The following is a 26374-nucleotide window of genomic DNA, read 5'->3' on the forward strand; positions in this document are numbered from 1 at the left end:
GGGCTCTTTCCTGCCGGAGGCACCGCCGTCGCGAGCGCTGCGGAACGGTCTGCATACACTGGCCGGCCGAAACACAGTTCGGCCGGTCCCGGCAGGAAGCAGAGACGACAGGTGACAGAAGCGATCCTCCTGGTCGGCGGCAAGGGCACGCGGCTGCGCCCGCTCACGGTGCACACGCCCAAGCCCATGGTCCCCGCGGCCGGGGTGCCCTTCCTCACGCACCAGCTGGCGAGAGCGAGAGCCGCGGGCGTCGAGCACATCGTCCTGGCCACGTCCTACCTGGCCGAGGTCTTCGAGCCGTACTTCGGCGACGGGTCGGCCCTGGGGCTGCACATCGAGTACGTGACGGAGGAGGAGCCGCTCGGCACGGGCGGCGCGATCCGCAACGTCGCGTCCCGGCTGCACTCCGGCCCGGACGACCCGGTGCTCGTCTTCAACGGGGACATCCTGACGGGGCTGGACATCCGGGCGCTGGTGCGCACGCACGGGACGACGGGCGCGGACGTCTCGCTGCACCTGACGAAGGTGACGGACCCGCGCGCCTACGGCCTGGTGCCGACGGACGACACCGGCAGGGTGCTGGCGTTCCTGGAGAAGCCGCAGACGCCGGAGGAGATCGTCACCGACCAGATCAACGCGGGGGCGTACGTGTTCCGGCGCTCGGTGATCGACACGATCCCGGCGGGCCGGGTGGTGTCGGTGGAGCGGGAGACGTTCCCGCAGCTGCTGGCGGCGGGCGCCCACCTCCAGGGCATGGTCGACTCCACGTACTGGCTGGACCTCGGCACCCCGGCGGCCTTCGTGCGGGGCTCGGCGGACCTGGTGCTCGGCCGGGCGCCGTCGCCGGCCGTGCCGGGGCACTGCGGCGACCGGCTGGTGCTGCCCACGGCGACCGTGGCGCCCGACGCGAAGCTCGCGGGCGGGACGGTGGTGGGTGAGGGCGCGTTCGTCGCGGAGGGCGCGCGCGTCTTCGGCAGCACGATCCTGCCGGGAGCGGTCATCGAGCCGGGCGCCGTCATCACCGACTCACTGATCGGCAACCGGGCCCGGGTCGGCGAACGGTCGGTCCTCACCGGCACGGTGATAGGCGACGGCGCGGTGATCGGCGCCCGCAACGAACTGCGCGAGGGCGTCCGCGTGTGGTGCGACGCGCGGATTCCGGCGGGAGCGGTTCGTTTCTCCTCGGATCAGTAGGGGGACGGCTTCGGGGCGGCTTTGGGCGCGAGGGTCCGGTCGGTGGAGTGCTGTTGCGTGCCTGCGGCGCAGGGGTCCGGTCGGTGGCTGTGTTGTGTGCGTGCCTGCGGCGCAGGGGTTGGGTCGGCGGGGGTGCTGTTGCGTGCCTGCGGCGCAGTGGTCTGTCCGGTGGGGGTGCGCACGGCGCTTTCGGTGCGGTGGGTGGCGCGGGGACGGGGCGTGGGTGTCCGTGCCCGGTCCGGCGCGGAACCGGCCGGTTGGGACGTGCGGGGTGCGGACGCGCCGGCCGCTGCGGGCACGCACTCCCGCCCCGTCCGCCTCAGCGCCGTACGCGGCCGGGGGCAGGAGGTCTCACAGCCGTCCGATGTCGCCGTGCGGCATGCGCGGTGCCCGGCGTTCCGGTACGCGTCCGCTCAGCAGGATCAGCCGCGCGGCGCGGTGCCGCTGACCGGCGTACGGTTCCAGGAGCGACAGCATCACCGCGTCGTCCGCGTGCCGGTCCCCGGCCAGCGCCCACCCGACGATCCCCGGCAGGTGCAGGTCCCCGACGGTCACCGCGTCCGGCGCCCCGTGACTGCGCTGCACCGTCTCCGCCGACGTCCACGGCCCGATCCCCGGCACCAGTTCCAGCCGCTTCTGCGCCGCCGCAGGCGACATCCCCGCCGCCTCCTCCAGCCGCGCGGCGACCCGCACCGCCCGCAGGACGGTCGAGGCACGCTTGTCGTCCACCCCGGCGCGGTGCCACTCCCAGGACGGGATCAGCGCCCAGGTGCGCGGGGCCGGCATCACCGACATCCGCTCCGGTGCCGGGCCGGGCGCCGGCTCCCCGAACGCGCGGACCAGCAGCCGCCACGCCCGGTACGCCTCACCGGTGGTGACCTTCTGCTCCAGCACCGACGGGATCAGCGACTCCAGCACCAGCCCGGTGCGCGTCAGCCGCAGACCGGGCCGCCGGTGACGGGTGAGGGCGAGGAGTCTGTGCCGGGGGACGAAGGCGGACGGGTCGTCGGCCGCCCCGAGCAGCTCCGGCAGCCGGTCCAGCAGCCACTCGGCGCCCGGCCCCCACGCCTCGCCGCGGACCTCACCGGCCCGCTGCGTCACCCGCAGTGTCCCCGGGCCCGCCGGCGTCAGGCTGGCCCGCCACACGGAGCCGTCCGGCAGCGCGCGGAACGTCGGGTCCCCGGGCCCGCGCCGCAGCGGGCCGAGCACCAGGCCGAGGTCCAGCGGACCGTCCGGCGTCCAGGTCCGCACCCGGGCGGGGGCCGGCGCCTGGCGCGGAACGCCCGCGGGCACGGCGGCACGCCCGCCGCGCACGGTCGTACGCGTCGGGCGGGGAGCGAAACGTCCTGCCACGAGAGATCCCAGGGGTGGAGCGGAAGGGCACCTACGAGGGTAGGGGGCCGCGCGGCCGGCTCACCGCACCTCGATGAACGCGCCCGCGTCCCGCTCCGGCCGCGGACGGGGCTCCTCGGCCGGGTGGCCCACCGCCACCGCGCCCATCGGGTCCCAGTGCGCGGGCAGGTCCAGGACCTCGCGGACCACGTCGCGGCAGAACATCGTCGACGACACCCACGCCGAGCCCAGCCGCTCCCCGGCCAGCGCGACCAGGAAGTTCTGCACACCGGCGCCGGCGGCGACCACGAACATCTCCCGCTCCGCGCCGTCCCGCCGCGCGTCCCCGTAGGCGTGCGCGCCGTCCATGACCAGGCAGGGCACGACCAGACAGGGCGCGTTGCGCAGCACGTCGCCGCGGCGGACGCGCCGGGCGATGGACTCCTCCGTCTTCCCGTCGCGGCGCAGGTCGGCGATCCAGGCGTCGCGCATCGCGTCCAGGAGGCGGGTGCGGGTCCCGGGGGACTCCAGCAGGACGAACCGCCACGGCGTGGTGTGGTGCGGGGCCGGTGCCGTCACCGCCGCCGCCACCGCGCGGCGCACCGCGCCCGGGTCGACCGGCTGGTCCGTGAAGGTCCGCACCGTACGCCGCTGGGTCACCGCCAGGCGCACCGCCTCCGAGGTGCCCAGGCGGAACATGTCGTCGCGTGCGCCGCGCACCAGTGCCCGGGCGCCCTCGCCGTCGCCGGACACCACCAGGTGCGGCAGCCCGCGCACGACGGCCACCGGCAGACCGTTGGCCTTGCCCTTGACCAGGTCGCCCGCCGCGGCCAGTTCGTCGGCCAGGGCGACGACCGTGGCGGCGAGCGGATTGCCGTACGCGTCGGTGCCGCCGCGCAGGTCGTCCAGCACCCGCACGCCCGCCGCGCCGATCGCGACGTCCGTCAGCCCCGAGCGCCAGGGCCGCCCGAAGGTGTCGGTGACGATCACGCCGACCTCGACGCCGAGGGCGTCGCGCAGGCCCGCGCGGATCGCGCGCGCGGAGGCGTCCGGGTCCTCGGGCAGCAGCAGGACCGTGCCAGCGGGGGTGTTGGAGGCGTCGACGCCGGCCGCGGCCATGACCAGGCCCTGCCGGTTCTCGACGATGCGCAGCGAGCCGCGCCGGGCCACCACGCGCACCGTCTCCGCGTCGATCGCCGCCTCCCGGTCGGCCGCCTCGACGACCCGGCCCTCGGCCTTGGAGACGATCTTCGAGGTGACCAGCAGGATGTCGCCGTCGGCCAGCCCCGGCTCGGCGCCCGCGATCAGCTTGGCCAGGTCGTCGCCCGGCCCGACCTCGGGAAGGCCCGGCACGGCGCGGACCCGGAAGCCGTCGGACGGCGGGAGCGCGCCGCTCATGCCGCGCGCACCTCCTCCGCCAGCGCCAGCGCCTCCCGCGCCATCTGCGCGGCCGCGTCGACGTCCGTCATCATCAGCGGCACGGCGCGGCAGCGGATCCCGGCGGCCTCGACCCGCTCCACACAGCCGGCGTCGACGGTGTCGACCAGCCAGCCGTCCAGCAGGCCCGAGCCGTAGTGCTCGGCCACCGCGGGGGCGGTCGACTCCACGCCGACGGCCGCGAGCACCTTGTCGGCCATGCCGCGCACCGGAGCGTCCCCGACGATCGGCGACAGGCCGATCACCGGCACGCCCGCGTCGGCGATCGCCTCCCGGATGCCGGGCACGGCGAGGATGGTGCCGACGGAGACCACCGGGTTGGACGGCGGGAAGAGGATCACGTCGGCCGCCGCGATCGCCTCCAGGACGCCCGGCGCCGGCTTCGCCTGCTCCGCGCCGACCGGCACGACCGCCTCGGCCGGCACCGACGCCCGCAGCCGCACCCAGTACTCCTGGAAGTGGATCGCCCTGCGCTCGCCCTCCAACTCGACGGCCACGTGCGTCTCCACGCGGTCGTCGGTCATCGGGATCAGGCGCACGCCGGGCTGCCAGCGGTCGCACAGCGCCTCGGTCACCGCGCTCAGCGGATAGCCGGCGCCGAGCATTTGGGTCCGCACGATGTGCGTGGCGAAGTCCCGGTCGCCGAGCCCGAACCACTCGGGGCCGACGCCGTACGCCGCCAGCTCCTCCTTGAGGTGGAAGGTCTCGTCGGTCCGTCCCCAGCCCTGCTCCTCGTTGATGCCGCCGCCGAGCGTGTACATCACCGTGTCGAGGTCCGGGCAGACCTTCAGCCCGAAGAGGTGGATGTCGTCCCCGGTGTTGCCGATGACGGTGATGTCCGCGTCCGGCACGGCCCGCTTCAGACCGCGCAGGAAACGGGCACCACCGATGCCGCCTGCCAGAACCACGATGCGCATGGGCCCATCCTCGCAGGCGGCTACGACATCGCGTCAGGCAGTCACCGGACCGGGGGCCGGGCGGGGCTCGCACCGGGGTGCCGTGTGCATCGGCATGTCGGTCAGACCCGGGTAGTAGATGTGCAGGCTGACCGCGGGGTGCAGGGCGTCGTTGACGACCTCGTGCACGTAGCCCGGCGCGAAGACGCGCTGCGCGCCCGCCGTCAACGCGCGCGTGCCGCGGGCGGTGTGCTCGGTCAGCGTGCCGTCCAGGACGGTGAGGACCCCGAAGGAGCGGCCGTGGTCGTGCAGTCCGCTGCCCTGGCCGGGCACCCAGGACAGCAGCCACAGCTCGTAACCGGGTCCTGTGCGCAGTCGGTGGTACCAGCGGCTGGTGGCGTCGTAGCGCACGAGGTGCTCCCACTGGGAGCGGTCGGCGGCGACGGAACGCGCCAGGCCGGCGAACTCGGCGACGGTGGCCGGGTGCTCGCGCGGGGGCTGGAGGAGATGGGGGACTTCGAGGATGTCGCCGGCGATCTGGAGGTCGCTGTCGCTGTTCATGGGGTGCGGAGGTTCCTTGGCGGAGAAGCGGTGGGGGTGAGGGTGTCGCGTCGCGTGCGCCCGGATCGCGGACGGCGGCGAGGGGTGCCCTGGTGGAGCGAAGGAAACAGCGGCCGGGGTGACCCGGCGGGGGCCGGAGCGCGTGGGCTCAACAGCCGGAACAGCGACAGCTACAGCGAGCGCGGGCAGCACCGAGGAACCCGGCGGAGCGGGTCGAGGTGAGTGCCGAATTCGCGAGCATGCCCACAAGGACAGCGGCTCACTCCTCCACTGTCAACTCGACGCCCGGAATGTGGGACATGTTTCACCTCATCCGGTTCATGTCCCAGGCGAAAGGTTTGCTCAGTCGTTTCCCGGGACACAAGCTGCGCACGGCCGGGCGCCACGCGCCGTTGCGATCCCGTGATCCGACTGTGATCCGGTTCGCTTCGACGCGGGTGTCGGAACGAGATCGATCTCCCGGGCGTCCTCCCCGTAGAGGCTCTGCGGAGACTCTGCGTGCGGCCGGAAGCCCTCGGGGGTCCCGTGCGTGTGTCAAGGTTTAGGGTGATTTGAACACTTTCCGCTTGGCCTTGGTTCCGCAGAGTGAATAAGGGGCTCAATAGCAGATCTCGGCTTGACTCGCCCGGAGCAGCACACTTGTAATTTCACTCGTGTCGTTCAGCCGGAATCGGTAACGGCAACATCACGGGGACGCGAAAGACAGACGAGGGGCGCACATGACCGAGCTGGTGCAGCAACTGCTGGTCGACGACGCGGACGAGGAACTCGGCTGGCAGGAGCGCGCGCTGTGCGCCCAGACCGACCCCGAGTCCTTCTTCCCCGAGAAGGGCGGCTCCACCCGCGAGGCCAAGAAGGTCTGCCTCGCCTGCGAAGTCCGCTCCGAGTGCCTCGAGTACGCCCTCGCCAACGACGAGCGCTTCGGCATCTGGGGCGGCCTGTCCGAGCGGGAGCGCCGCCGGCTCAAGAAGGCCGCCGTCTGACGGACGGCCGCCCCACCGCCGGACGCGCATCGCCGTCGTCCGCACGTCGTCTCCGCGCGCGCACCGCGGAACACCTCCGCAGGACACTCGGTACATACGTCACTTAAGGCCCGTCGCAGGTGGGTTGTCCACAGGCGGCGGGCCGAGGTGTTGCCCAGCCGATAGTGTGGTCGCTCGTCCGAGACGCCCCGCTGCCCCCGCCGGGCACGGGCGTCCCCACAGTCCACCGAACCGGGGCCCGTACCTCGATGTCCGTGCACAGCCACACGGCAGCCGCGCAAGACGTCGCTGCCACACCTGAGTTCCCGCGCCACGTGGTGACCGCGGTCCTCGTCTCCCACGACGGCGCCCGCTGGCTGCCCGACGCGCTCGCCGGGCTGCTCGGCCAGGAGCGCCCCGTCCAGTTCGCCATGGCCGCCGACACCGGCAGCGCCGACGACTCCGCCCGGCTGGTCGCCGAGGCCTTCGGTGACGACCGTGTGCTGCACCTCGCCCGCCGCACCGGCTTCGGCCAGGCCGTCGAGGAGTGCCACCGCACCGCCCCGCACCTCACGCCGGACGACCTGCCCTACCTGAAGCGGCCGAGCGGCTGGGACCCGGTCACCCGCAGCTGGCGCGACGACGCCTACGACATGCCGGAACTCCCGCACGGCGAACCCGTCCAGTGGCTGTGGCTGCTGCACGACGACTGCGCCCCCGAACCCGACGCGCTGGCCCAGCTGCTGCGCGTGGTGGAGAACGAGTACGAACTCGGCCGGGACGACGTCGCCGTCGTCGGCCCCAAACTCCGCGGCTGGTACGACCGCAGGCAACTGCTCGAGGTCGGCGTCTCCATCGCCAACTCGGGCCGCCGCTGGACCGGCCTGGACCGCCGCGAGCAGGACCAGGGCCAGCACGACCACGTGCGGCCGGTGCTGTCGGTCTCCACCGCCGGCATGCTGGTCCGCCGCGACGTCTTCGACCGGCTCGGCGGATTCGACCGGCACCTGCCCCTCATGCGCGACGACGTCGACCTGTGCTGGCGCGCGCACTCCGCCGGACACCGCGTCCTGATCGCCCCCGACGCGGTCGTCCGGCACGCCGAGGCCGCCTCCCGGGAACGCCGCACCGTCGACTGCGTCGGCCGCACCTCGGCGTCCCCGCACAAGGTGGACAAGGCCGGCGCCGTCTACACCCTCCTCGTCAACACCCGTACCGCGGCGCTGCCGTGGGTGCTGCTGCGCGTCGTCCTCGGCACGCTGCTGCGCACGCTGGCCTACCTCGTCGGCAAGGCCCCCGGACAGGCCGTCGACGAGATCCGCGGCCTGATCGGCACCCTGCTGCGGCCCGAACGGATCCTCGCCGGACGCCGCCGCCGCGGCAGCCCGCAGACCGGCAAGGAGGAACTGCGGCCGCTGTTCCCGCCGCCCGGCGCCACCGTCCGCGTCACCGTCGAACAGGTCGCCAGCAACCTCGTCGGCCGCTCCGACCCCGAAGCCGCCTCCGGCGCCGGACGGCACGGCAGCGCCGTGGAGTCCGGACCGGGCGGCGACGACGCCGACTTCCTCGAGGTCGAACAGTTCGCCCGCCTCAAGCGCATCGCCCGCAAACCCGGGCCCGTCCTCTTCCTGATGCTGCTGCTCGTCTCCCTGGTGGCCTGCCGCGGACTCCTCGGCGGCGGCGCGCTCGCGGGCGGCGCCCTGCTGCCCGTGCCCGCCGACTCCGGCGAACTGTGGGCGCGTTACACCGACGCCTGGCACGCCGTGGGCGCCGGCGGCACCGGAGCCGCGCCGCCCTACCTCGCCCTCGTGGCGGCCCTCGCCTCGCTCCTGCTCGGCTCCACCGGCCTCGCCGTCACCGTCCTCCTGGTCTGCTCGGTCCCGCTGGCCGGCTTCACCGCGTACTTCGCCTCCCGTCCGCTCGTCGAGTCGCGGCTGCTGCGCGCCTGGGCGGCCGTCGCCTACGCCTTCCTGCCCGCCGCGACCGGCGCCCTGGCCGGCGGCCGCATCGGCACCGCCGTCCTCGCCGTGCTGCTGCCGCTCCTCGCCCGCGCGGGCATCGCCGCGAGCGGCCTGGCGAACACCTCCGGTGCGCGCGGCAGTTGGCGCGCCACCTGGGCGTACGCGCTGCTGCTCACCGTCACCACCGCGTTCACGCCGATCGTGTGGCCCGTGGCCCTGGTCCTCGGCCTCGGCGTGCCGGCGCTGCGCAGGACCGACCTCCCGGCCTACGGGCTGCGCTTCCTGGCCCAACTGGGCACGCCCCTGCTGGTCCTCGCCCCGTGGTCGCTCTCCCTGCTGCCCCTGGGCTTCTTCCGGGAGGCCGGCCTGGAGTACGGCGCGTCCGCCGCCTCCGCCCTCGACCTGCTGGGCGCGAGCCCCGGGGGACCGGGCACCGTGGGCGGCCTGCTGCTCATCGGCCTGGTGCTCGCGGCGCTCGCCGCGCTGCTGCGCTCCGAGCGCCGGCCGGCCATCCTGACCGCCTGGGCGGCGGCCCTGGTGGGCCTCGTCTTCGCGGTCCTGTCGAACAACTCCGCCTGGGCCGGTCCCGCCACCCTCGTCTACGGCATCGCCGTCCTCGCCGCCGCCACGCTCGGCGCCGACGGGGCCCGTGCCCGGGTCGCCGAGCAGAGCTTCGGCTGGCGCCAGCCGGTCGCCGCACTGATCGCCCTCGCCTGCGCCGTCGGCCCGCTGCTCGCCGCCGCCGGCTGGATGATCCGCGGCGCCGACGGGCCGGTGGAGCGGCGCGACCCGGTCCAGGTGCCCGCGTTCGTCGCCGAGGAGAGCGGCACCCGCGACCAGGCCCGCACCCTCGTCCTGGCCAGCGACTCCGCCGCCCACGTCCGCTACGTGCTGGTCCGCGGCTCCGGCGCCCGCATGGGCGACGCCGAGACCGCCGCGGTGGACGGCGAGAACGCCCGGCTCGACAAGGTCGTCGCCAACCTCGTCGCCGGCTCCGGCGCCGACCAGGCCGACCAGCTCGGCGGCTTCGCCGTCCGCTACGTCCTCGTCCACCCCGGTGCGCCCCGCGAGGTCACCCGGGTCCTGGACGCCACGCCCGGCCTGAGCCGGCTCAGCCAGCAGGCGGGCGGCGCTCTGTGGCGGGTCGACCGGCAGGTCTCCCGCGCGAGCATCCTGCCCGCCGGGGACGGCGAGCCGCAGCCCGTCGCCGCCGGCCCGGTCGCGATCCACACCAGGATCCCGGCCGGCGCCGAGGGCCGGACCCTCCGCCTCGCCGACACCGCCGACGACGGCTGGACCGCCACCCTCGACGGCAAGCCGCTGACCCGCACCACGGTCGACGGCTGGGCGCAGGGCTTCGAACTCCCCGCCGCGGGCGGCACCCTGGACGTCACCTACGACGACCCGATCACCCACACCGCCTGGCTGTGGGCGCAGGGCCTGCTCGGCGTCGTCCTCGTCGTGATGGCCCTGCCCGGCCGCCGCCGCGACATCGACGACGACCTCCCCGAGGAACCGGCCGTCCCCGCCGAGGCCCTGGCCGGCGAGGGTCGCCGCGCCCGCCGCCTGCGCGCCCAGGCCGAGGCGGAGGCCACGCCCGAGCCGGCCTCCGAGACGCCGCCGGTCCCCGAAGCACCGCCGGTACCCGAGGCGCCCGCGCCGCCGGTTCCGCAGGTGCCGTCCGTCCCGGCCCAGCCCGACTACACCGACTGGTCCGGCACGCCCGGCCACGACCCGGCGTACACCGGCGGCCAGTACCAGCAGCAGTACCCGACGGACCCGTACCACCAGCAGGAGTACCCGGCCGATCCCTACCAGCAGGGCGGCGCGTACGACCCGTACGGCTACGGCAACCAGCAGCCGTACGACCGGACGACGTACCAGCAGGGCTACGAGCAGAACTACACGCAGGGCTACGACGCGCCGTACGACCCCCACGGCACAGGCAGTGAGCGTCCCGAGGGGAGCCAGCAGTGAACCGCACCACCCTGTCCCTGATCGCGGCCGTCGCCGCGCTCGCCGCCGTCACCGGCGTCGCCGCGGTGTCCGCCCCGGACGCCGCCACGGACGACACGGCGAAGGCGGCGGCCCACCTCCCGGTCGAGCGCACGGGCCTGCTGTGCCCCCGGCCCAGCACCTCCGACCTGGCCGAGACGACGTACACGTCCTTCACCCCGGTCACCGAAGGCGCGGAGAAGGGCGGCGAGGCCGGACTGCGGCCCGCCACGCAGCAGGCGAAGGACGGCGCCGAGCCCGTCCTGGAGCCCGGCGACCCCGGCAAACCGGTCACCGGGGAGGTCTCCGGCGGTGACGCCCCGGCCCTCGTCGGCACCGCCGAGGGCCGCTTCGCGCCCGGCTGGACCGTGCAGCAGACCACCGAGGTCGCCGCGGGCACCGGCCGGGGGCTGCAGGGTGTCGCCTGCACGGCCGCGGACACCGAGTTCTGGTTCCCGGGCGCCGCCACCGGGGACGACCGCACCGACTACGTCCACCTGACGAACCCGGACGACTCGGCGGCGGTCGTGGACATCGAGCTCTACGGCAAGGACGGCGCCCTGGAGACGGTGGTGGGGGAGGGCATCACGGTCAAGCCGCACTCCGCCGAGCCGGTCCTGCTGTCCACGCTGACCGACGAGAAGCAGACCGACGTGACCGTGCACGTGGTGGTCCGCAGCGGCAGGGTCGGTGCGGCCGTGCAGGCCCTGGACACCGAGCTGGGCGGCGACTGGCTGCCCGCCTCGGCCGACCCCGCGGGCCGCCTGGTCGTGCCCGGCATCCCCGAGGACGCCACCGCCGTGCGCCTCGTCGCCTTCACCCCGCGCGACGCCGACGTCGACCTGAAGCTGCGTCTCGCCTCCCCCACCGGCCTGATCACGCCGGCCGGGAACGAGACCCTGCACGTGAAGGGCGGCATGACCTCGGCCGTCGACCTGGGCGACCTCACACGCGGCGAGGCGGGCTCACTGGTCCTCACGGCGTCGGACGACTCCGTCCCGGTCGTCGCGGCGGTACGGGTGCTGCGCGGCAAGGGCGACAAGCAGGAGTCGGCCTTCATCCCGGCCGCCCGCCCGGTCGGCACGCGCGCCACGTCCGTCGGCAACACCGCCGAGGGCACGACGCTCTCGCTGACCGCCCCCGAGGGCACGGCCGAGGTGAAGGTCACCGCATCCGCGGGCACCGAGGGCGGTACGCCGGCGTCCAGGACGTACACGATCAAGTCCGGCACCACGCAGAACATCGAGGCCCCCGTACCCGCGGGCGTGAAGGGCACCTACGCCCTGACGATCGAGCCGCGCTCGGACACCCCCGTCTACGCCTCCCGCACCCTGACCGTCACGGAGGACGGCGTGCCGTTCTTCACCGTCCAGGCGCTCCCGGACGACCGCGGAACGGTCGCGGTACCGCAGTCGGAGGAGGACCTCTCGGTCCTGCAGAAGTAACCGCGGCGCGGGCGCCGACAGGTCCCCGCGCCGACAGGTCCCCGAGCCGACCGGTTCCCGAGCCCGACAGGTCCCCGAGCCCGACAGGTCCCCGCGCCGACCGATTCCTGCGCCGACCGGTTCCCGCGCCCACCGTCCGAGGGGCGCGGGGCCGTTCAGTCCTCCCCGTAGCGGGGGTCCACGGTCTCCGGCGTCAGCCCCAGCAGGTCCGCCACCTGCTCGACCACCACCTCGTGCACCAGCGCCGCCCGCTCGTCGCGCCCCTTGGTCCGGATCTCGACCGGCCGCCGGTAGATCACCACCCGCGCCGGGCGTCCCGCGCGCGCGGCCACGGTCCCGCCCAGCGGCACCGCCTCGTCGCTCCACGCCGCGTCCGCCGTCCCGTCCAGCCGGGGCACGTCCAGCACGAGGAAGTCGATGTCCGCGAGCTGCGGCCACCGCCGCTCCAGCCGCTCCACGGAGTCCTGCACCAGATCCGCGAACGTCTCCGCGCGGCTGGCGGCGAGCGGTACCTGGGGTGGTGCGATCGGGCCGCGCATGCCCCGGCCGTGGCGATCACGGCGTCGGGGCCCGGGGCCGGCGGCACGGGGCGTCACAGGGCTGTCCATCACTGCGAAGCGTAGTCGCCCCGTAGCCGCACCGCCCGGCCCCACACGTCGTCGGGACCTCTCCGGGCCACCCGCGTGGCATGTCACAACCTGACCATTCCAGCCAAGGTTGGGCTCGATTCCGTATCTCCTCAGGACCGGGTAACTCAAGGCAATTGACGGTGTTTGTACCAACTGGTGACCGGAATCAGAACCGCCGCACCTGACGGACACCTGCGTCGAACCAGGTCAGCGAGGTATGCACAAAGGGGTATGTGGGGCGTTTCACACCACGACACGGTGGAGTGACGTGGTGGAGAGTCGTCGCGGCCCGCTCAAGAGTGCGGTACCGTCCAACGTCGTGAGCCCTGTACGTCGCTGTTCGCGCACCGCTTGCGGCCGTCCCGCCGTCGCGACGCTGACGTACGTCTACGCCGACTCGACCGCGGTCCTCGGCCCCCTCGCCACCTACGCCGAACCCCACTGCTACGACCTGTGCGCCGAGCACTCCGAGCGCCTGACCGCGCCGCGCGGCTGGGAGGTCGTCCGGCTCCTCGACGGCTCCGCCCCCGCGCAGCCCAGCGGGGACGACCTGGAAGCGCTTGCGAACGCCGTGCGCGAGGCCGCCCGCCCCCAGGAGCGCGCGGCCGGAGCCGGGGGCGGATCCCGCGCCGCCGACCCCATGGAGGTCGCGCGCCGCGGCCACCTGCGCGTCCTCCGCTCCCCGGACAACTGACCCCAGGTCCCCGTCCGCCCGGTCGACACCCCTTCGGCGGCGACGCCGTTCCTCACACCCCGCACCCGGCACCCCGCACCCGGCACCCCGCACCCGGCACCCCGCACCCGGCACCCCGCACCCCGCACCCGGCACCCCGCACCCCGCACCCGGCACCCGGCACCCGGCACCCGGCACCCGGCACCCCGCACCCCGTGCCCGTGCCCCGTACGCACGGCACGCCGACGACGCACACCCATTGACGCCCGCTTGTCACGGACACGACCATTCCGTTGACGCGTCGAGAAATCGCTTTCGCATGGCGGAATTCGGGAGTCGCCCGTGTACGTCCAGGAACTGGAGCCCGTCGCCGGCTCGCTCGGCCTCTCCGCCCTCGTGGCGGCCCTGCCCCTCGTCCTCGTCCTGGTGCTGCTCGGCGGCGTCCGCATGAAAGCGCACCTCGCGGGCCTGTCCGGCCTGCTGGCGGCCGTTCTCGTGGCCTGCCTCGCCTACGGCATGCCGCTCGGACAGACGCTCTCCAGCGGCGTCCAGGGAGCCGCCTTCGGCCTCTTCCCCATCATGTGGATCGTCGTCAACGCCCTGTGGGTCTACCGGATGACCGTCCGCACCCGCCACTTCGACATCCTGCGCCGCTCCTTCGGCGGCCTCTCCGACGACCCCCGCATCCAGGCCCTCGTCATCGCCTTCTGCTTCGGCGCCCTCCTGGAGGCCCTCGCCGGATTCGGCGCGCCCGTCGCGATCTCCGCCGTGATGCTGGTGGCCCTCGGCTTCGACCCCGTACGCGCCGCCGTGGTCGCGCTCGTCGCCAACACCGCCCCGGTGGCGTTCGGCGCCATGGGCACACCCGTCGTCACGCTCGCACAGGTCACCGGGCTGCCCCTGGACTCCGTGGCCTCCGTGGTGGGCCGCCAGACCCCGCTGCTGGCGATCGTCGTGCCGCTCGTGCTGGTCTGGCTGGTCGACGGACGCCGCGGCCTGCGCGAGACCTGGGTGCCCGCACTCGTGTGCGGTGTCGCCTTCGCCCTGGCGCAGTTCGTCGCCTCCAATTACGTCTCCGCCCAACTCGCCGACATCGGCGCCGCGCTGGCCGGCGCGGCCGCCCTGGTCGCCGTACCGCAGGCGCGCGTGCCCGCGGCCGAGTCCGTGCGCGCCTCCGTGCTGACCGGCGCACGCAGCGAGGAACTGGACGAGGAGGACCCGCGCGGAGAGGTGGTCCGGGCCTACGCCCCCTACGCACTCATCGTGACGATCTTCTCCGTGGCGCAGATCCCGGCGGTGAAGGACTGGCTCGCCGGCGCGACCCGAACCTTCGACTGGCCCCTCCTGGACGTCGCGGGACCGGACGGCGAGCCGGTCGGCGGCAACGTGTTCACGTGGCCGGTCGTCTCCACCGGCGGCACCCTCGTGCTGTTCGCCGGGGTGTGCACGGCGGCCGTGATCGGGGTGCGCGCGCGTACGGCGGCCAAGGAGTGGCTCGCCACGGTGCACGAACTGCGGTTCGCGATCCTCACCGTGACCTCCGTGCTGGCCCTCGCCTACGTCATGAACCTCTCCGGCCAGGCCGCGACGATCGGCCACTTCGTGGCCGCGGCGGGCGCCGGGCTCGCCTTCCTGTCGCCGGTGCTCGGCTGGTTCGGCGTCGCCGTGTCCGGCTCGGACACCTCCGCCAACGCCCTCTTCGGCGCCCTCCAGGTGACCGCCGCCCGCGAGTCCGGCCTGTCCGCCGAACTCCTCGCCGCCGCCAACAGCTCCGGCGGCGTCCTCGGCAAGATGATCTCGCCGCAGAACCTCACCATCGCCTGCGCGGCCGTCGGACTGGCGGGCCGCGAGGGCGACCTGCTGCGCAAGGTCCTGCCGTGGAGCCTCGGACTGCTGCTCGTGATGTGCCTGATCGTCGTGGGCCAGAGCACGGCGGCACTCGGCTGGATGCTGCCCTGACCGACTGGCCTGACCGACTGCCCTGACCGACTGCCCTGAGCGACTGCCCTGAGCGACTGTCCTGACCGTCTGTCCTGAGCGACTGTCCTGAGCGACTGCCCCGGCCGTCTGTCCTGACCGACTGCCCCGGCCGGCTGTCCTGACCGACGTCTGCGAGCCACGCCTTTCACCGACCGACCGACCGACCGACCGACCGACCGGCCGACCTCGGCCGTTTTCCGTCGGACTGCCCGGTGCCCGCCGCGGAGTGTCACCCTCTACGGGTAGTTTGTGGTGACCGTGAACCGTGAACCGTGTCCGAACCGGACCTCCGGAAAGGCTGGCCGTGGCTGCTGACCTCTCGCAGATCGTCAAGGCGTACGACGTGCGCGGCATCGTCCCCGACCAGTGGGACGAGTCCCTGGCCGAGCTCTTCGGCGCCGCCTTCGCCCGGGTGACCGGCGCGACCGCCGTCGTCACCGGCCACGACATGCGCCCGTCGTCGCCCGGCCTGTCGGGCGCGTTCGCGCGCGGCGCGGCCGCCCAGGGCGTCGACGTGACCGAGATCGGCCTGGCCTCCACGGACCAGCTGTACTACGCCTCGGGCGCGCTGGACCTGCCGGGCGCGATGTTCACCGCCTCGCACAACCCGGCCCGCTACAACGGCATCAAGCTCTGCCGCGCGGGCGCCGCCCCGGTCGGCCTGGACACCGGCCTGGCGGAGATCCGGGAACTCGTCGAGCGGTGGAGCGAGACGGGCGCGCCCGAACCGGCCGGCACCCCGGGCACGGTCACCCGGCGCGACACGCTGGACGACTACGCGACCCACCTGCGCTCGCTCGTCGACCTGACGTCGATCCGCCCGCTGAAGGTCGTCGTCGACGCGGGCAACGGCATGGGCGGGCACACCGTCCCCACGGTCTTCGCCGGTCTGCCGCTCACCCTCGTCCCGATGTACTTCGAGCTCGACGGCACCTTCCCCAACCACGAGGCCAACCCCCTCGACCCGGCCAACCTGGTCGACCTGCAGAAGCGGGTCCGCGAGGAGGGCGCCGACCTCGGCCTCGCCTTCGACGGCGACGCCGACCGCTGCTTCGTCGTCGACGAGCGGGGCGAACCGGTCCCGCCGTCCGCGATCACCGCCCTGGTGGCCTCCCGCGAGCTGGCCCGCAACGGCGGCCGGGGCACGATCATCCACAACCTGATCACGTCCTGGTCGGTCCCCGAGGTCGTCAAGGAGAACGGCGGCACCCCCGCCCGCACCCGCGTGGGCCACTCCTTCATCAAGGCCGAGATGGCCAGGACCGGCGCGATCTTCGGCGGCGAGCACTCCGCGCACTACTACTTCCGCGACTTCTGGAACGCCGACACGGGCATGCTGGCCGCCCTGCACGTCCTCGCCGCCCTCGGCGGACAGGACGGCACCCTCTCCGCCCTCGTCGCCCAGTACGACCGCTACGCCGGCTCCGGCGAGATCAACTCCACCGTCGACGACCAGAGCGCCCGCCTCGCCGCGATCCGCGCCGCCTACGAGGGCCGCGAGGGCATCACCCTGGACGAACTGGACGGCCTCACCGTCGCCTCCGCCGACTGGTGGTTCAACGTCCGCCCGTCCAACACCGAACCGCTCCTCCGCCTCAACGCGGAGGCCCGCGACGAGGCCACCATGACGAAGATCCGCGACGAAGCGCTGGCGATCATCAGGGCGTCGTAGCTTCGATCGGCAGGGCGTCGTAGCGTCGCAGCGGCGGGCCGGGGGACCGACGGATCGGTCGCGGCGGCGCGGGGGAAGGGCGGCGCCGGGTACCGGCCCGCCCAGGGAGCCCGGAGCGTCACCGTCCCCGCCCCGCCCCCACGCCGCAGGCGCCCCACCGGCGGTACCCTGACCAGCACATCCACACAAGCCGCCCCACCGTCCGAAGGGACCCCTCATGCCGCTCGAAGCCGGCCTCCTGGAGATCCTCGCCTGCCCGGCCTGCCACGCCCCCCTCAAGGAGCAGGACACCGAGCTGATCTGCACCGGCCAGGACTGCGGCCTGGCCTACCCGGTCCGCGACGGCATCCCCGTCCTCCTCGTCGACGAGGCCCGCCGCCCCGCGTAACCCACGGTCCGGCGACCCGGCGCATCCGCGACCCGGCGCCCCGCTCACCGACGCCCCGCCGATCGGAGCCTGCCGCCCATGCTCGACGAATCGCTGCTCGACTCACCGGAGGGCCTCGCCGAGGCCGACCGCCGCGCACTGCTCCGCGGCGCCGCCGAAGCCGGCGCCCGGGTCCGCACCGCCGCCCGGCAGGCCGCCGAGGCGGGCGTCGGCGGCCTCGCACCGGACGGCCGCCCGCGCGCCGTCCTCATCGCCGGCCCCGGCGCCGCCGCCACCCAGACCGCCGACCTCCTCGGCACCCTGGCCGGCGCGGGCAGCCCCGTCACCCGCCTCGCGCCCACCGGCGTCGCCCCCGCCGCCGGCGCCCTGCGCTGGGAACTGCCCGGCTGGGCCGGCAGCGTGGACCTCCTCCTCATCGCCACCCCGGACGGCACCGAACCGGGCCTGTCCCTGCTCGCCGAGCAGGCGTACCGCCGCGGCTGCACCGTCGTCGCCGTGGCCCCCGCCCGCACCCCGCTCGCCGAGACGGTCAACGGCTCCCACGGCCTGTTCCTCCCCATGGCCACCGCCCCCTACGACCAGGACGAGCCCCTCGCCGCCTCCGCACCCGGCGTCCTGTGGGCGCTGCTCACCCCGCTGCTCGCGCTGCTGGACCGCACCGGCCTGCTCTCCGCCCCGCCCGACGCCATGGAGAAGGTCGCCGACCGCCTCGACGCCGTCGCCGAACGCTGCGGCCCCGCCATCGCGACGTACAGCAACCCCGCCAAGACCCTCGCCGCCGAACTCGCCGAAGCGCTGCCCCTGGTCTGGACGGAAGGCGTCTCGGCCGGACCGGCGGGCCGCCGGTTCGCCGCCGCGCTCGCCGAACTCTCCGGCACCCCCGCCGTCGTCGCCGAACTGCCCGAGGCGCTCGCCGCGCACAGCGCCCTGCTCGCCGGCCGGCTCGCCGCCGGCGCCGACCCGGACGACTTCTTCCGCGACCGCGTGGAGGACCCGCCCGCCCTGCACGCGCGCGTGGTGCTGCTCCGCGACCGCCCCATCGGCGGCCTCACCGCCGCCCCCGCCGCCCGCGAACTGGCCCTCACCCACGACACACCGGTCAGCGAGCTGGAACCGGAGGAGGGCGGCGAACTGGAGACCCTCGCGGAACTGATCGCCATCACGGATTTCGCCGCCGTTTACCTGGCGCTCGCCTCCGGCGCCTGATCATGCGCGGGAAGCGCTGACGCACCCGCGCGCACGCACCCCCGCGCGCACGCACGAACCGGCAGAAGGAACGCAGAGAACCCCATGGACCGCCTCGACAACACCATCCGCCCCTACGCCTGGGGTTCCACCACCGCCATCCCGCGACTGCTCGGCACCGAACCGACCGGAGAGCCGCAGGCGGAGATGTGGATGGGCGCCCACCCGGGCGCACCCTCGCGCACCGACCGGGGCGCGCTCGACGAGGTCATCGACGCCGACCCGGAAAAGGAACTCGGCATCGACTCGGTCGCCAAGTTCGGCCCGCGCCTGCCCTTCCTGCTGAAGCTGCTCGCCGCCGGCGCCCCGCTCTCCCTCCAGGTCCACCCCGACCTGACGCAGGCCAAGGAGGGCTACGCCGACGAGGAGCGCCGCGGCGTCCCCCGCAACGCCCCGCACCGCAACTACAAGGACGCCAACCACAAGCCCGAACTGATCTGCGCCCTCACCGAGTTCGACGGCCTGTGCGGCTTCCGCGACCCGCTGGCCGCCGCCGCCCTCCTCGACGGCCTCGGTGTGGACTCCCTCAAGCCGTACGTCGACCTGCTGCACGCCCACCCGGAAGAGGCCGCCCTGCGCGAGGTCCTCACCGCGGTCCTCACCGCCGACCCGGAGGCCATGGCCCGCACCGTCAGGGACGCGGCCGCGGCCTGCGACCGTCTCGGCGGCGCCTACGCCCCATACGCCGACATCGCCCACCACTACCCGGGCGACCCCGGCGTCATCGCCGCGATGCTCCTCAACCACGTCCGGCTCCAGCCGGGCGAGGCCCTCTTCCTCGGCGCCGGCGTCCCGCACGCCTACCTGAACGGCCTCGGCGTCGAAATCATGGCCAACTCCGACAACGTCCTGCGCTGCGGCCTCACCCCCAAGCACGTCGACGTGCCCGAACTCCTGCGCATCGTCCGCTTCGAGGCCACCGACCCGGGCGTACTGCGCCCCGAGGCCGGCCCGGACGGCGAAGAGGTCTACGAGACCCCCATCGACGAGTTCCGCCTCTCCCGCTACGTCCTCCCCGAGGGCGGCGCCACCCACGACCTCACCCTGACCAACCCGCAGATCCTGCTCTGCACGGCCGGCACCGTACGGGCGGGCGAGCACCAACTGACCCCGGGCAGGTCCGTGTTCGTCCCGGCAGGTGAGGAGACCGAAGTGTCGGGTACCGGAACCCTGTTCAGGGCCACGGTGGTCGCCTGACCGTCCGGTGACGGCGACCTGACGCGCAGTCGCCGCGGAGGACTGCAACAATGGCCCACCGTCACAGGACGGCACAGTCCCGGGCCGCGTGCGCAGACGCGCGCCCGGGCCCGAAACACGGCGTACGAAGGGACAACGCGAACACATGAGCGCGTCAGGCGGCACCAAGGCGATCGTGGCGGCACTCGTCGCCAACCTCGCGATCGCGGTAGCGAAGTTCGTGGCGTTCCTCTTCAGCGGCTCGTCCTCGATGCTCGCGGAGTCCGTGCACTCGGTCGCCGACTCCGGCAACCAGGCCCTGCTGCTGGTCGGCGGCAAGAAGGCGAAGCGCCAGGCCACCCCGCAGCACCCCTTCGGCTACGGCCGCGAGCGCTACATCTACGCCTTCCTCGTCTCCATCGTGCTGTTCTCGGTCGGTGGCATGTTCGCCCTCTACGAGGGCTACGAGAAGATCAAGCACCCGCACGAGCTGGAGCACTGGTACTGGCCGGTCGGCGTCCTGGTCTTCGCGATCATCGCCGAGTCCTTCTCCTTCCGGACTGCCATCAAGGAGTCCAACGTCCTGCGCGGCAAGCGCTCCTGGAAGGAGTTCGTCCGCCACGCCAAGGCGCCCGAGCTGCCGGTCGTCCTCCTGGAGGACCTCGGCGCGCTGGTCGGTCTGATCCTCGCCCTCGGCGGCGTCGGTCTCGCCCTGCTCACCGGCGACAGCGTCTGGGACGGCATCGGCACCCTCTGCATCGGCATCCTGCTCATCCTGATCGCCCTCGTCCTGGCCGTCGAGACGAAGTCCCTGCTGCTCGGCGAGGCCGCCGGAGCCGAGGAGACGCGGAAGATCGAGGCCGCCGTCGTCGACGGCGACACCGTCACCCGCATCATCCACATGCGCACCCTCCACATCGGCCCGGAGGAACTGCTGGTCGCCGCGAAGATCGCCGTCCGGCACGAGGACACGGCCACGGAGATCGCCGCCGCCATCGACGCCGCCGAGTCCCGCATCCGCGAGGCCGTCCCGATCGCCCGCGTCATCTACCTCGAGCCCGACATCTACAGCGACACCGAGGCCGCCAAGGGCGCCGACCCCGAGGCCACTCCCGGCGGCCCCACGCCGCACGACACCGCTCACTGACCCCACAGGTCACAGGGGCCCCGCCGATCGTCCGGCGGGGCCCTTCGCCGTCCCGGCGCCCGAGATCGGCCTGATGTGTACGCCGGACGGACTGGGGGCGGCGGGGCAGGTCGGTGTAGCTTGGAACGAAGCCAGACGTCGCTGCTGATGGCGGTCGGGCGGTCCCACCGCGGACCGGCCGAGGGAGAGAGGGCCTCCGACGGACTGCGCTGCGCGTACGCGGGCATGCCTGTGTCCTCTTGTGGGCACCCCTGTGTCCGCCGCCGCGCAGACCAGCCGTACCCACCTCGACCCACATCCCGAGGAGCAGCTCGCAATGACGACTGTCGAGAACCGACAGGACTTCAAGGTCGCCGACCTCTCCCTGGCCGAGTTCGGCCGCAAGGAGATCACCCTCGCCGAGCACGAGATGCCCGGCCTGATGGCGATCCGCAAGGAGTACGCCGAGGCGCAGCCCCTGGCCGGCGCCCGCGTCACCGGTTCCCTGCACATGACGGTGCAGACCGCCGTCCTCATCGAGACCCTGGTCGCCCTGGGCGCGCAGGTCCGCTGGGCCTCCTGCAACATCTTCTCCACCCAGGACCACGCCGCGGCCGCCATCGCCGTCGGCCCGAACGGCACGCCCGACAACCCGCAGGGCGTCCCGGTCTTCGCCTGGAAGGGCGAGACCCTCCAGGAGTACTGGTGGTGCACCGAGCAGGCGCTGACCTGGCCGGACAGCCCCACCGGCGGCCCGAACATGATCCTCGACGACGGCGGCGACGCCACCCTCCTCGTCCACAAGGGCGTCGAGTACGAGAAGGACGGCAAGGTCCCCTCGCCGGACACCGCCGAGTCCGAGGAGCACCGCGTCATCCTCGAACTGCTCACCCGCACCCTGGGCGAGAACCCGCAGAAGTGGACCCAGCTCTCCTCCGAGATCCGCGGCGTCACCGAGGAGACCACGACCGGCGTCCACCGCCTGTACGAGATGCAGCGCGACGGCACCCTCCTGTTCCCGGCGATCAACGTCAACGACGCCGTCACCAAGTCGAAGTTCGACAACAAGTACGGCTGCCGCCACTCCCTGGTCGACGGCATCAACCGCGCCACCGACACCCTGATCGGCGGCAAGACCGCCGTCGTGTGCGGCTACGGCGACGTGGGCAAGGGCTGCGCGGAGTCCCTGCGCGGCCAGGGCGCCCGGGTGATCATCACCGAGATCGACCCGATCTGCGCCCTGCAGGCCGCCATGGACGGCTACCAGGTCACCACGCTCGACGAGGTCGTCGACAAGGCCGACATCTTCATCACCACGACCGGCAACAAGGACATCATCATGGCCTCGGACATGGCCAAGATGAAGCACCAGGCCATCGTCGGCAACATCGGCCACTTCGACAACGAGATCGACATGGCCGGCCTCGCCAAGGTCCCCGGCATCGTCAAGGACGAGATCAAGCCGCAGGTCCACACCTGGACCTTCCCCGACGGCAAGAAGATCATCGTCCTCTCCGAGGGCCGCCTGCTGAACCTGGGCAACGCCACCGGCCACCCGTCGTTCGTGATGTCCAACTCCTTCGCGGACCAGACGCTGGCCCAGATCGAGCTGTTCACCAAGCCCGACGAGTACCCGACCGGCGTCTACGTGCTGCCCAAGCACCTCGACGAGAAGGTCGCCCGCCTCCACCTCGACGCGCTCGGCGTGAAGCTGACCACGCTCCGCCCCGAGCAGGCCGAGTACATCGGCGTCCAGGTCGAGGGCCCGTACAAGCCGGACCACTACCGCTACTGAGCCGACGCTCCCGCCGCGGGTGCGCGCCCGTGCACTGACGCGCACCCCAGGCGGCAGGTCCTCCGAGGCAGGCCCCCGCACCCCCGTGCCGGGGGCCTGCCCCTTGGGCGGACCGGCGACCGGCCCCGCACGTCACGACCCAGGACCCCCATGCCCCGCGGCCGCTATTCGCTCCACGATCCGCACGATCACACTCCCCTCGCCCAAGAGCACTTCCACTGCGCCCCCGGCCCGTCCGGCTGGCGCTACGTCTCCCAGCTCACCGCCCCGTCCGGCGATCACCTGGGCTCGGTCGACCTCGCCCTCGACGAGCTGGGCCGCCCCATCCGACTCGAACTGCACGCCGCGAGCTGGCAGGTCCGCGGCGCCGCCCTCGACGGCGTCACCTGGGTCCGTACCGACCCCACCGGGGCCCACGCCACCGAAGGCAATGTGCGCGCCCACGCCTTCACCGGCTCGTCCCCCGCGTTCCTCGTCGCCACCGCCCGTCTGCTGCGCCTCACCCCTTCCTCGTCCGCCACCCGCGTCCGCCTCGTCGCCTTCACGGATCCGGTCCTCGCCCCCCGCACCGTGGACCAGTCCTGGGCGCTGGTGAAAAGAGAAGCACACGCCACTGACAACGGCCCCCTGACCGTGGACGAATACCAGGTCACAGCCCTGGACACGGGCGAACAGCACGCCGTGCACCTCGCCGGCGACGTGGTCCTCGCGGCCCCCGGCATCGAGCTCGAGGACCTCGAATCACCGCCGTCCGTCTTCGGCGACTGACCGGCACTCCCGCGGGCACCCAGGGCCTGTCGTTTGGATCATGTCGGTTTCGCGGGGCGTGGCACGCACATCTGCTGCGTTGTCGTCGGTTGTCGACGCTCCGCGTCGCCGCCCTCCTCCGCCTTGCAGCTGCACGCACCACGCCCCGCTCGGGTGGGCTGAGAAGCGCTGTGTCTCCCAGCCGACCTGATCCAAACGACAGACCCTAGGCCGGCGGCACGAACCCCGTCGAAGGCCGGTCGGCGGCCCCGTTCTCCCGCGGTGCCCGTGACTGCTCGAAGGCAGTGCCCTCCCGCGGCGCACCGCCGAGCCCGGAGGAACCGCTCTCCCGCGGCACCGCACCCGGCGTCCCGGGCACCGCCCACGCACCGGCCGCCGTCCCGGGCCCCGTCCCGGCTGAAGGACCGGCGGCCGTCCCGGCCCGCTCCCCGGCACCCGTCGGCCCCGCGGCACCCGTCGGCCCCGCGGCACCCGCGGCACTCCCATCCACCGCACCGGCGGACCAGCCCGTTCCCGCCTGCCCGCCACTCCCATACGCCCGGCCGCCGAAGGTCCGCCGCGCCTCCCTGGCCTGCCGCTCCTGCACCACCGCCGCCAGATACGCGGCAGGCGGCACCCCCGGCGGCACCGGCGCCCCCGTGCGCTCGGCGAGGTCCGAGGCCAGCCGCTCCGCCATCGACCAGCCGACCTGCGGCTCCAGCTCCCGCATCCGCGTCAGGTACTGGCGGACGGCGAGCCACAGACCGTCCGGCACCGCCGACAGGTCCAGCCCGGAGAAACGCCCGGCCAGCCAGGGCGGAGGCGGCGGCACGAACCCCGCCTGCCCGGCCGGCACCCGCTCCCGCACCACGAGCGTGCCGGCGAACACGTCCCCGAGCCGCCGCCCGCGCGCCGACACCAGCGAGGCGATGCAGGCCACGACCCCGAACGTCATCAGGATCTCGATCACGCCGATCAGGCCCCGCACCAGCGCGTGCCGGAACCGGATCGGCCCCCCGTCGTCCCGCACCACCCGCAGCCCGCACGCCATCTTGCCCAGCGACCGCCCCTGGCTCAGCGTCTCGACCATGATCGGACCGCCCACCAGCACCAGCACGAACAGCGCGATCGATATCGCCGTCTGCGCCGCCTGGTCCAGCGAGGCCGTGGCACTCACCAGAGCGATCGTCACGGCGATGTAGGCGGCCACGGCCACCGCCAGGTCGAGCAGCACGGCCAGTGCCCTGCTGGGCAGCCTCGCGGGGCGCAGTTCCAGCGCCACCGCCTCGCCCGTCACCAGCTCACTCACGCCCGCCGCCCTTCCCTGGCCTGCCCCGAACACCGTCAGTCTGCCAAGCTGATGCCACATCGCACCGCAGTACGACCAGCCGATCACACCGATCATCCGTCCACCGCTCCGGCCGACCGCCGACGAACAGCCGAGGAGCAGGCACCCCGATGGACCTCGACGTCTTCGTCTCCGCCCACCGCGCGGAGTGGGACCGCCTCGACGCCCTGCTCCGGCGCCGCCGCCGGCTCACCGGCGCGGAGACCGACGAACTCGTCGTCCTCTACCAGCGCACGGCCACGCACCTCTCCCTGATCCAGTCGGCCGCTCCCGACCCCCAGCTGACCGGCCGGCTCAGCCAACTCGTGGCCCGCGCGCGCAGCGCCGTGACGGGCACGCGCCGGGCGTCCTGGCAGGACGTCACGCGCTTCCTCACCCACGGCTTCCCGGCCGCCGTCTACCGGTCGCGCCACTGGTGGGTGCCCACGGCACTGCTGTCCACGGCCGTCGCGGCACTGCTCGGCTGGTGGATAGGCACCCACCCCGAAGTCCAGGCCACCATCGCGGCCCCCAGCGAGCTGCGGGAGCTCACCCGCCCCGGCGGCCAGTACGAGACGTACTACTCGAGCAACCCCGCCGCCTCCTTCGCCGCCCAGGTCTGGACGAACAATGCCTGGGCCGCCGCCCTCTGCCTGATCCTGGGCGTCTTCCTGGGCCTGCCGGTCCTGTGGATCCTCTTCCAGAACATGCTCAACCTGGGCATCGGCTTCGGCCTGATGTCCTCCGCCGGCCGCCTCGACACGTTCCTCGGCCTCGTCCTGCCACACGGCCTTCTCGAACTGACCGCAGTCTTCGTCGCCGCCGGAACCGGCCTCCGCCTCGGCTGGACCGTCATCGACCCGGGTCCCCGCACCCGGCGCACGGCCCTCGCGCAGGAGGGCAGGGCCGCCCTCGCCATGGCGATCGGCCTGGCCCTGGTCCTCTTCGTCTCCGGAGCCATCGAAGGCTTCGTCACCCCGTCGGGCCTGCCCACCTGGGCGCGCATCACCATCGGCGTCGTCGCCGAACTGGCCTTCCTGGCGTACGTCTACGTCCTGGGCGGACGCGCCGCGCGCGCCGGCGAGACCGGAGACCTGGAGGCGTCCGAGCGCAGCGCCGACGTGCCCACGGCCGCCTGATGTGCGAGGCGGTCCCTTGGCCTGCTAGTCTCCTCTTCGCCCCGCAGGAGCCGTTGACACGGAGCCGGCGGGGAGGTAGATTCGAACAGTTGCCTGGAGATGGGGTCTCACCCCCGGACGGCAACGGTGAGCATCTGTCAGCTTCCCGGCGGAACATCGATTCCGCGGAAGCACCTCCCGATAAATCGGAAATCGAAGGCCGGTCAGTCCGCCCCGAAACTTCTGATAAAGTCGGATCCGCCGGAAAGGGAAACGCGAAAGCATCGACCTGGAAAGCACCGAGGAAATCGGATCGGAAAGATCTGATAGAGTCGGAAACACCGAAGGGAAGCGCCCGGAGGAAAGCCCGAGAGGGTGAGTACGAAGGAAGCGTCCGTTCCTTGAGAACTCAACAGCGTGCCAAAAGTCAACGCCAGATATGTTGATACCCCGCCCGTCGGAATACTTCGACGGTCGAGGTTCCTTTGAAAAAACACAGCGAGGACGCTGTGGACCGTGAGGACTATTCCTCCTTACGGTTCCGCTCTCGTGATGTGTTCGCCCCGATTACGGGGAAGCATTCACGGAGAGTTTGATCCTGGCTCAGGACGAACGCTGGCGGCGTGCTTAACACATGCAAGTCGAACGATGAACCACTTCGGTGGGGATTAGTGGCGAACGGGTGAGTAACACGTGGGCAATCTGCCCTGCACTC

At 73.3% G+C, this 26374-nt stretch carries 20 protein-coding genes and 1 rRNA gene; 15 read left to right on the plus strand and 6 right to left on the minus strand.

Annotation, left to right across the window (positions count from 1 at the left end; genetic code table 11):
• The first annotated feature begins 111 nt into the window (after positions 1–111).
• Positions 112–1194 (plus strand): mannose-1-phosphate guanylyltransferase, encoded by a 1083-nt coding sequence (gene manB, locus FGW31_RS20870; protein ID WP_142194954.1) that lies wholly within the window; start codon positions 112–114, stop codon positions 1192–1194.
• A 351-nt stretch (positions 1195–1545) separates the two neighbouring features.
• On the opposite strand, the gene FGW31_RS20875 is transcribed toward manB, so the two are convergent.
• From FGW31_RS20875 to FGW31_RS20890, 4 genes are read right to left on the minus strand one after another with little or no spacing between them, the layout of a single operon-like run.
• Positions 1546–2547 (minus strand): DNA-3-methyladenine glycosylase family protein, encoded by a 1002-nt coding sequence (locus tag FGW31_RS20875; RefSeq protein WP_142194955.1) that lies wholly within the window; start codon positions 2545–2547, stop codon positions 1546–1548.
• A gap of 60 nt (positions 2548–2607) precedes the next feature.
• Positions 2608–3924 (minus strand): coenzyme F420-0:L-glutamate ligase, encoded by a 1317-nt coding sequence (locus FGW31_RS20880; protein WP_142194956.1) that lies wholly within the window; start codon positions 3922–3924, stop codon positions 2608–2610.
• The gene (cofD, locus tag FGW31_RS20885; protein ID WP_142194957.1) at positions 3921–4880 is read right to left on the minus strand and encodes a 2-phospho-L-lactate transferase; all 960 of its coding nucleotides are present in this window, start codon (positions 4878–4880) and stop codon (positions 3921–3923) included. Before cofD ends, FGW31_RS20880 begins: the two co-directional genes overlap by 4 nt.
• A 33-nt stretch (positions 4881–4913) precedes the next feature.
• Entirely contained in the window at positions 4914–5420 is a 507-nt protein-coding gene (locus FGW31_RS20890; protein ID WP_142194958.1) for a cysteine dioxygenase, read from the minus strand.
• A 719-nt stretch (positions 5421–6139) separates the two neighbouring features.
• On the opposite strand from FGW31_RS20890, the gene FGW31_RS20900 reads away from it, so the two are divergent.
• From FGW31_RS20900 to FGW31_RS20910, 3 genes are all read left to right on the plus strand, one after another.
• Entirely contained in the window at positions 6140–6403 is a 264-nt protein-coding gene (locus FGW31_RS20900; protein WP_003975777.1) for a WhiB family transcriptional regulator, read from the plus strand.
• A 248-nt stretch (positions 6404–6651) separates the two neighbouring features.
• The gene (locus tag FGW31_RS20905) at positions 6652–10320 is read left to right on the plus strand and encodes a glycosyltransferase family 2 protein (RefSeq protein ID WP_142194960.1); all 3669 of its coding nucleotides are present in this window, start codon (positions 6652–6654) and stop codon (positions 10318–10320) included.
• Positions 10317–11783, plus strand: coding sequence for a DUF5719 family protein (locus tag FGW31_RS20910; RefSeq protein ID WP_142194961.1), 1467 nt, complete (start codon positions 10317–10319; stop codon positions 11781–11783). Before FGW31_RS20905 ends, FGW31_RS20910 begins: the two co-directional genes overlap by 4 nt.
• A 155-nt stretch (positions 11784–11938) precedes the next feature.
• Here FGW31_RS20910 and FGW31_RS20915 read toward each other — a convergent pair whose 3' ends face one another.
• The gene (locus FGW31_RS20915; RefSeq protein WP_142194962.1) at positions 11939–12391 is read right to left on the minus strand and encodes a metallopeptidase family protein; all 453 of its coding nucleotides are present in this window, start codon (positions 12389–12391) and stop codon (positions 11939–11941) included.
• Positions 12392–12683: 292 nt separating this feature from the next.
• On the opposite strand from FGW31_RS20915, the gene FGW31_RS20920 reads away from it, so the two are divergent.
• From FGW31_RS20920 to FGW31_RS20965, 9 genes are all read left to right on the plus strand, one after another.
• Positions 12684–13106 carry a DUF3499 domain-containing protein gene (locus tag FGW31_RS20920; RefSeq protein ID WP_073936149.1) on the plus strand — a complete coding sequence of 141 codons (423 nt, stop codon included), beginning with the start codon at positions 12684–12686 and terminating at the stop codon, positions 13104–13106.
• 321 nt (positions 13107–13427) lie between these two features.
• Positions 13428–15044 (plus strand): L-lactate permease, encoded by a 1617-nt coding sequence (locus tag FGW31_RS20925; RefSeq protein WP_142194963.1) that lies wholly within the window; start codon positions 13428–13430, stop codon positions 15042–15044.
• 325 nt (positions 15045–15369) lie between these two features.
• A complete protein-coding gene (locus tag FGW31_RS20930) occupies positions 15370–16737 on the plus strand; it encodes a phosphomannomutase/phosphoglucomutase (RefSeq protein WP_142194964.1) in 1368 nt (455 codons plus the stop codon).
• A 217-nt stretch (positions 16738–16954) separates the two neighbouring features.
• Complete coding sequence (locus FGW31_RS20935; protein ID WP_007382472.1) at positions 16955–17125, plus strand: Trm112 family protein; 171 nt, start codon at positions 16955–16957, stop codon at positions 17123–17125.
• A 78-nt stretch (positions 17126–17203) separates the two neighbouring features.
• Positions 17204–18331: an SIS domain-containing protein gene (locus FGW31_RS20940; protein ID WP_142194965.1), complete on the plus strand. Its 1128-nt coding sequence runs from the start codon at positions 17204–17206 to the stop codon at positions 18329–18331.
• 84 nt (positions 18332–18415) lie between these two features.
• Complete coding sequence (manA, locus tag FGW31_RS20945) at positions 18416–19567, plus strand: mannose-6-phosphate isomerase, class I (RefSeq protein ID WP_142194966.1); 1152 nt, start codon at positions 18416–18418, stop codon at positions 19565–19567.
• A 145-nt stretch (positions 19568–19712) separates the two neighbouring features.
• Positions 19713–20693 (plus strand): cation diffusion facilitator family transporter, encoded by a 981-nt coding sequence (locus FGW31_RS20950; RefSeq protein ID WP_142194967.1) that lies wholly within the window; start codon positions 19713–19715, stop codon positions 20691–20693.
• A 316-nt stretch (positions 20694–21009) separates the two neighbouring features.
• Positions 21010–22467, plus strand: coding sequence for an adenosylhomocysteinase (gene ahcY, locus FGW31_RS20960; RefSeq protein WP_142194968.1), 1458 nt, complete (start codon positions 21010–21012; stop codon positions 22465–22467).
• A gap of 150 nt (positions 22468–22617) precedes the next feature.
• Positions 22618–23235 carry a hypothetical protein gene (locus FGW31_RS20965; RefSeq protein ID WP_142194969.1) on the plus strand — a complete coding sequence of 206 codons (618 nt, stop codon included), beginning with the start codon at positions 22618–22620 and terminating at the stop codon, positions 23233–23235.
• Between the two features lie 205 nt (positions 23236–23440).
• Here the strand turns inward: FGW31_RS20965 and FGW31_RS20975 are convergent, their stop codons facing one another.
• Entirely contained in the window at positions 23441–24523 is a 1083-nt protein-coding gene (locus FGW31_RS20975; protein WP_142194970.1) for an RDD family protein, read from the minus strand.
• A 149-nt stretch (positions 24524–24672) separates the two neighbouring features.
• On the opposite strand from FGW31_RS20975, the gene FGW31_RS20980 reads away from it, so the two are divergent.
• Complete coding sequence (locus FGW31_RS20980) at positions 24673–25680, plus strand: stage II sporulation protein M (protein WP_142194971.1); 1008 nt, start codon at positions 24673–24675, stop codon at positions 25678–25680.
• Positions 25681–26239: 559 nt separating this feature from the next.
• Positions 26240–26374, plus strand: a 16S ribosomal RNA gene (locus FGW31_RS20990); the annotation flags it as partial.

This window comes from Streptomyces calvus, from assembly GCF_006782915.1.
In the GTDB taxonomy this organism is placed as follows: domain Bacteria; phylum Actinomycetota; class Actinomycetes; order Streptomycetales; family Streptomycetaceae; genus Streptomyces; species Streptomyces calvus.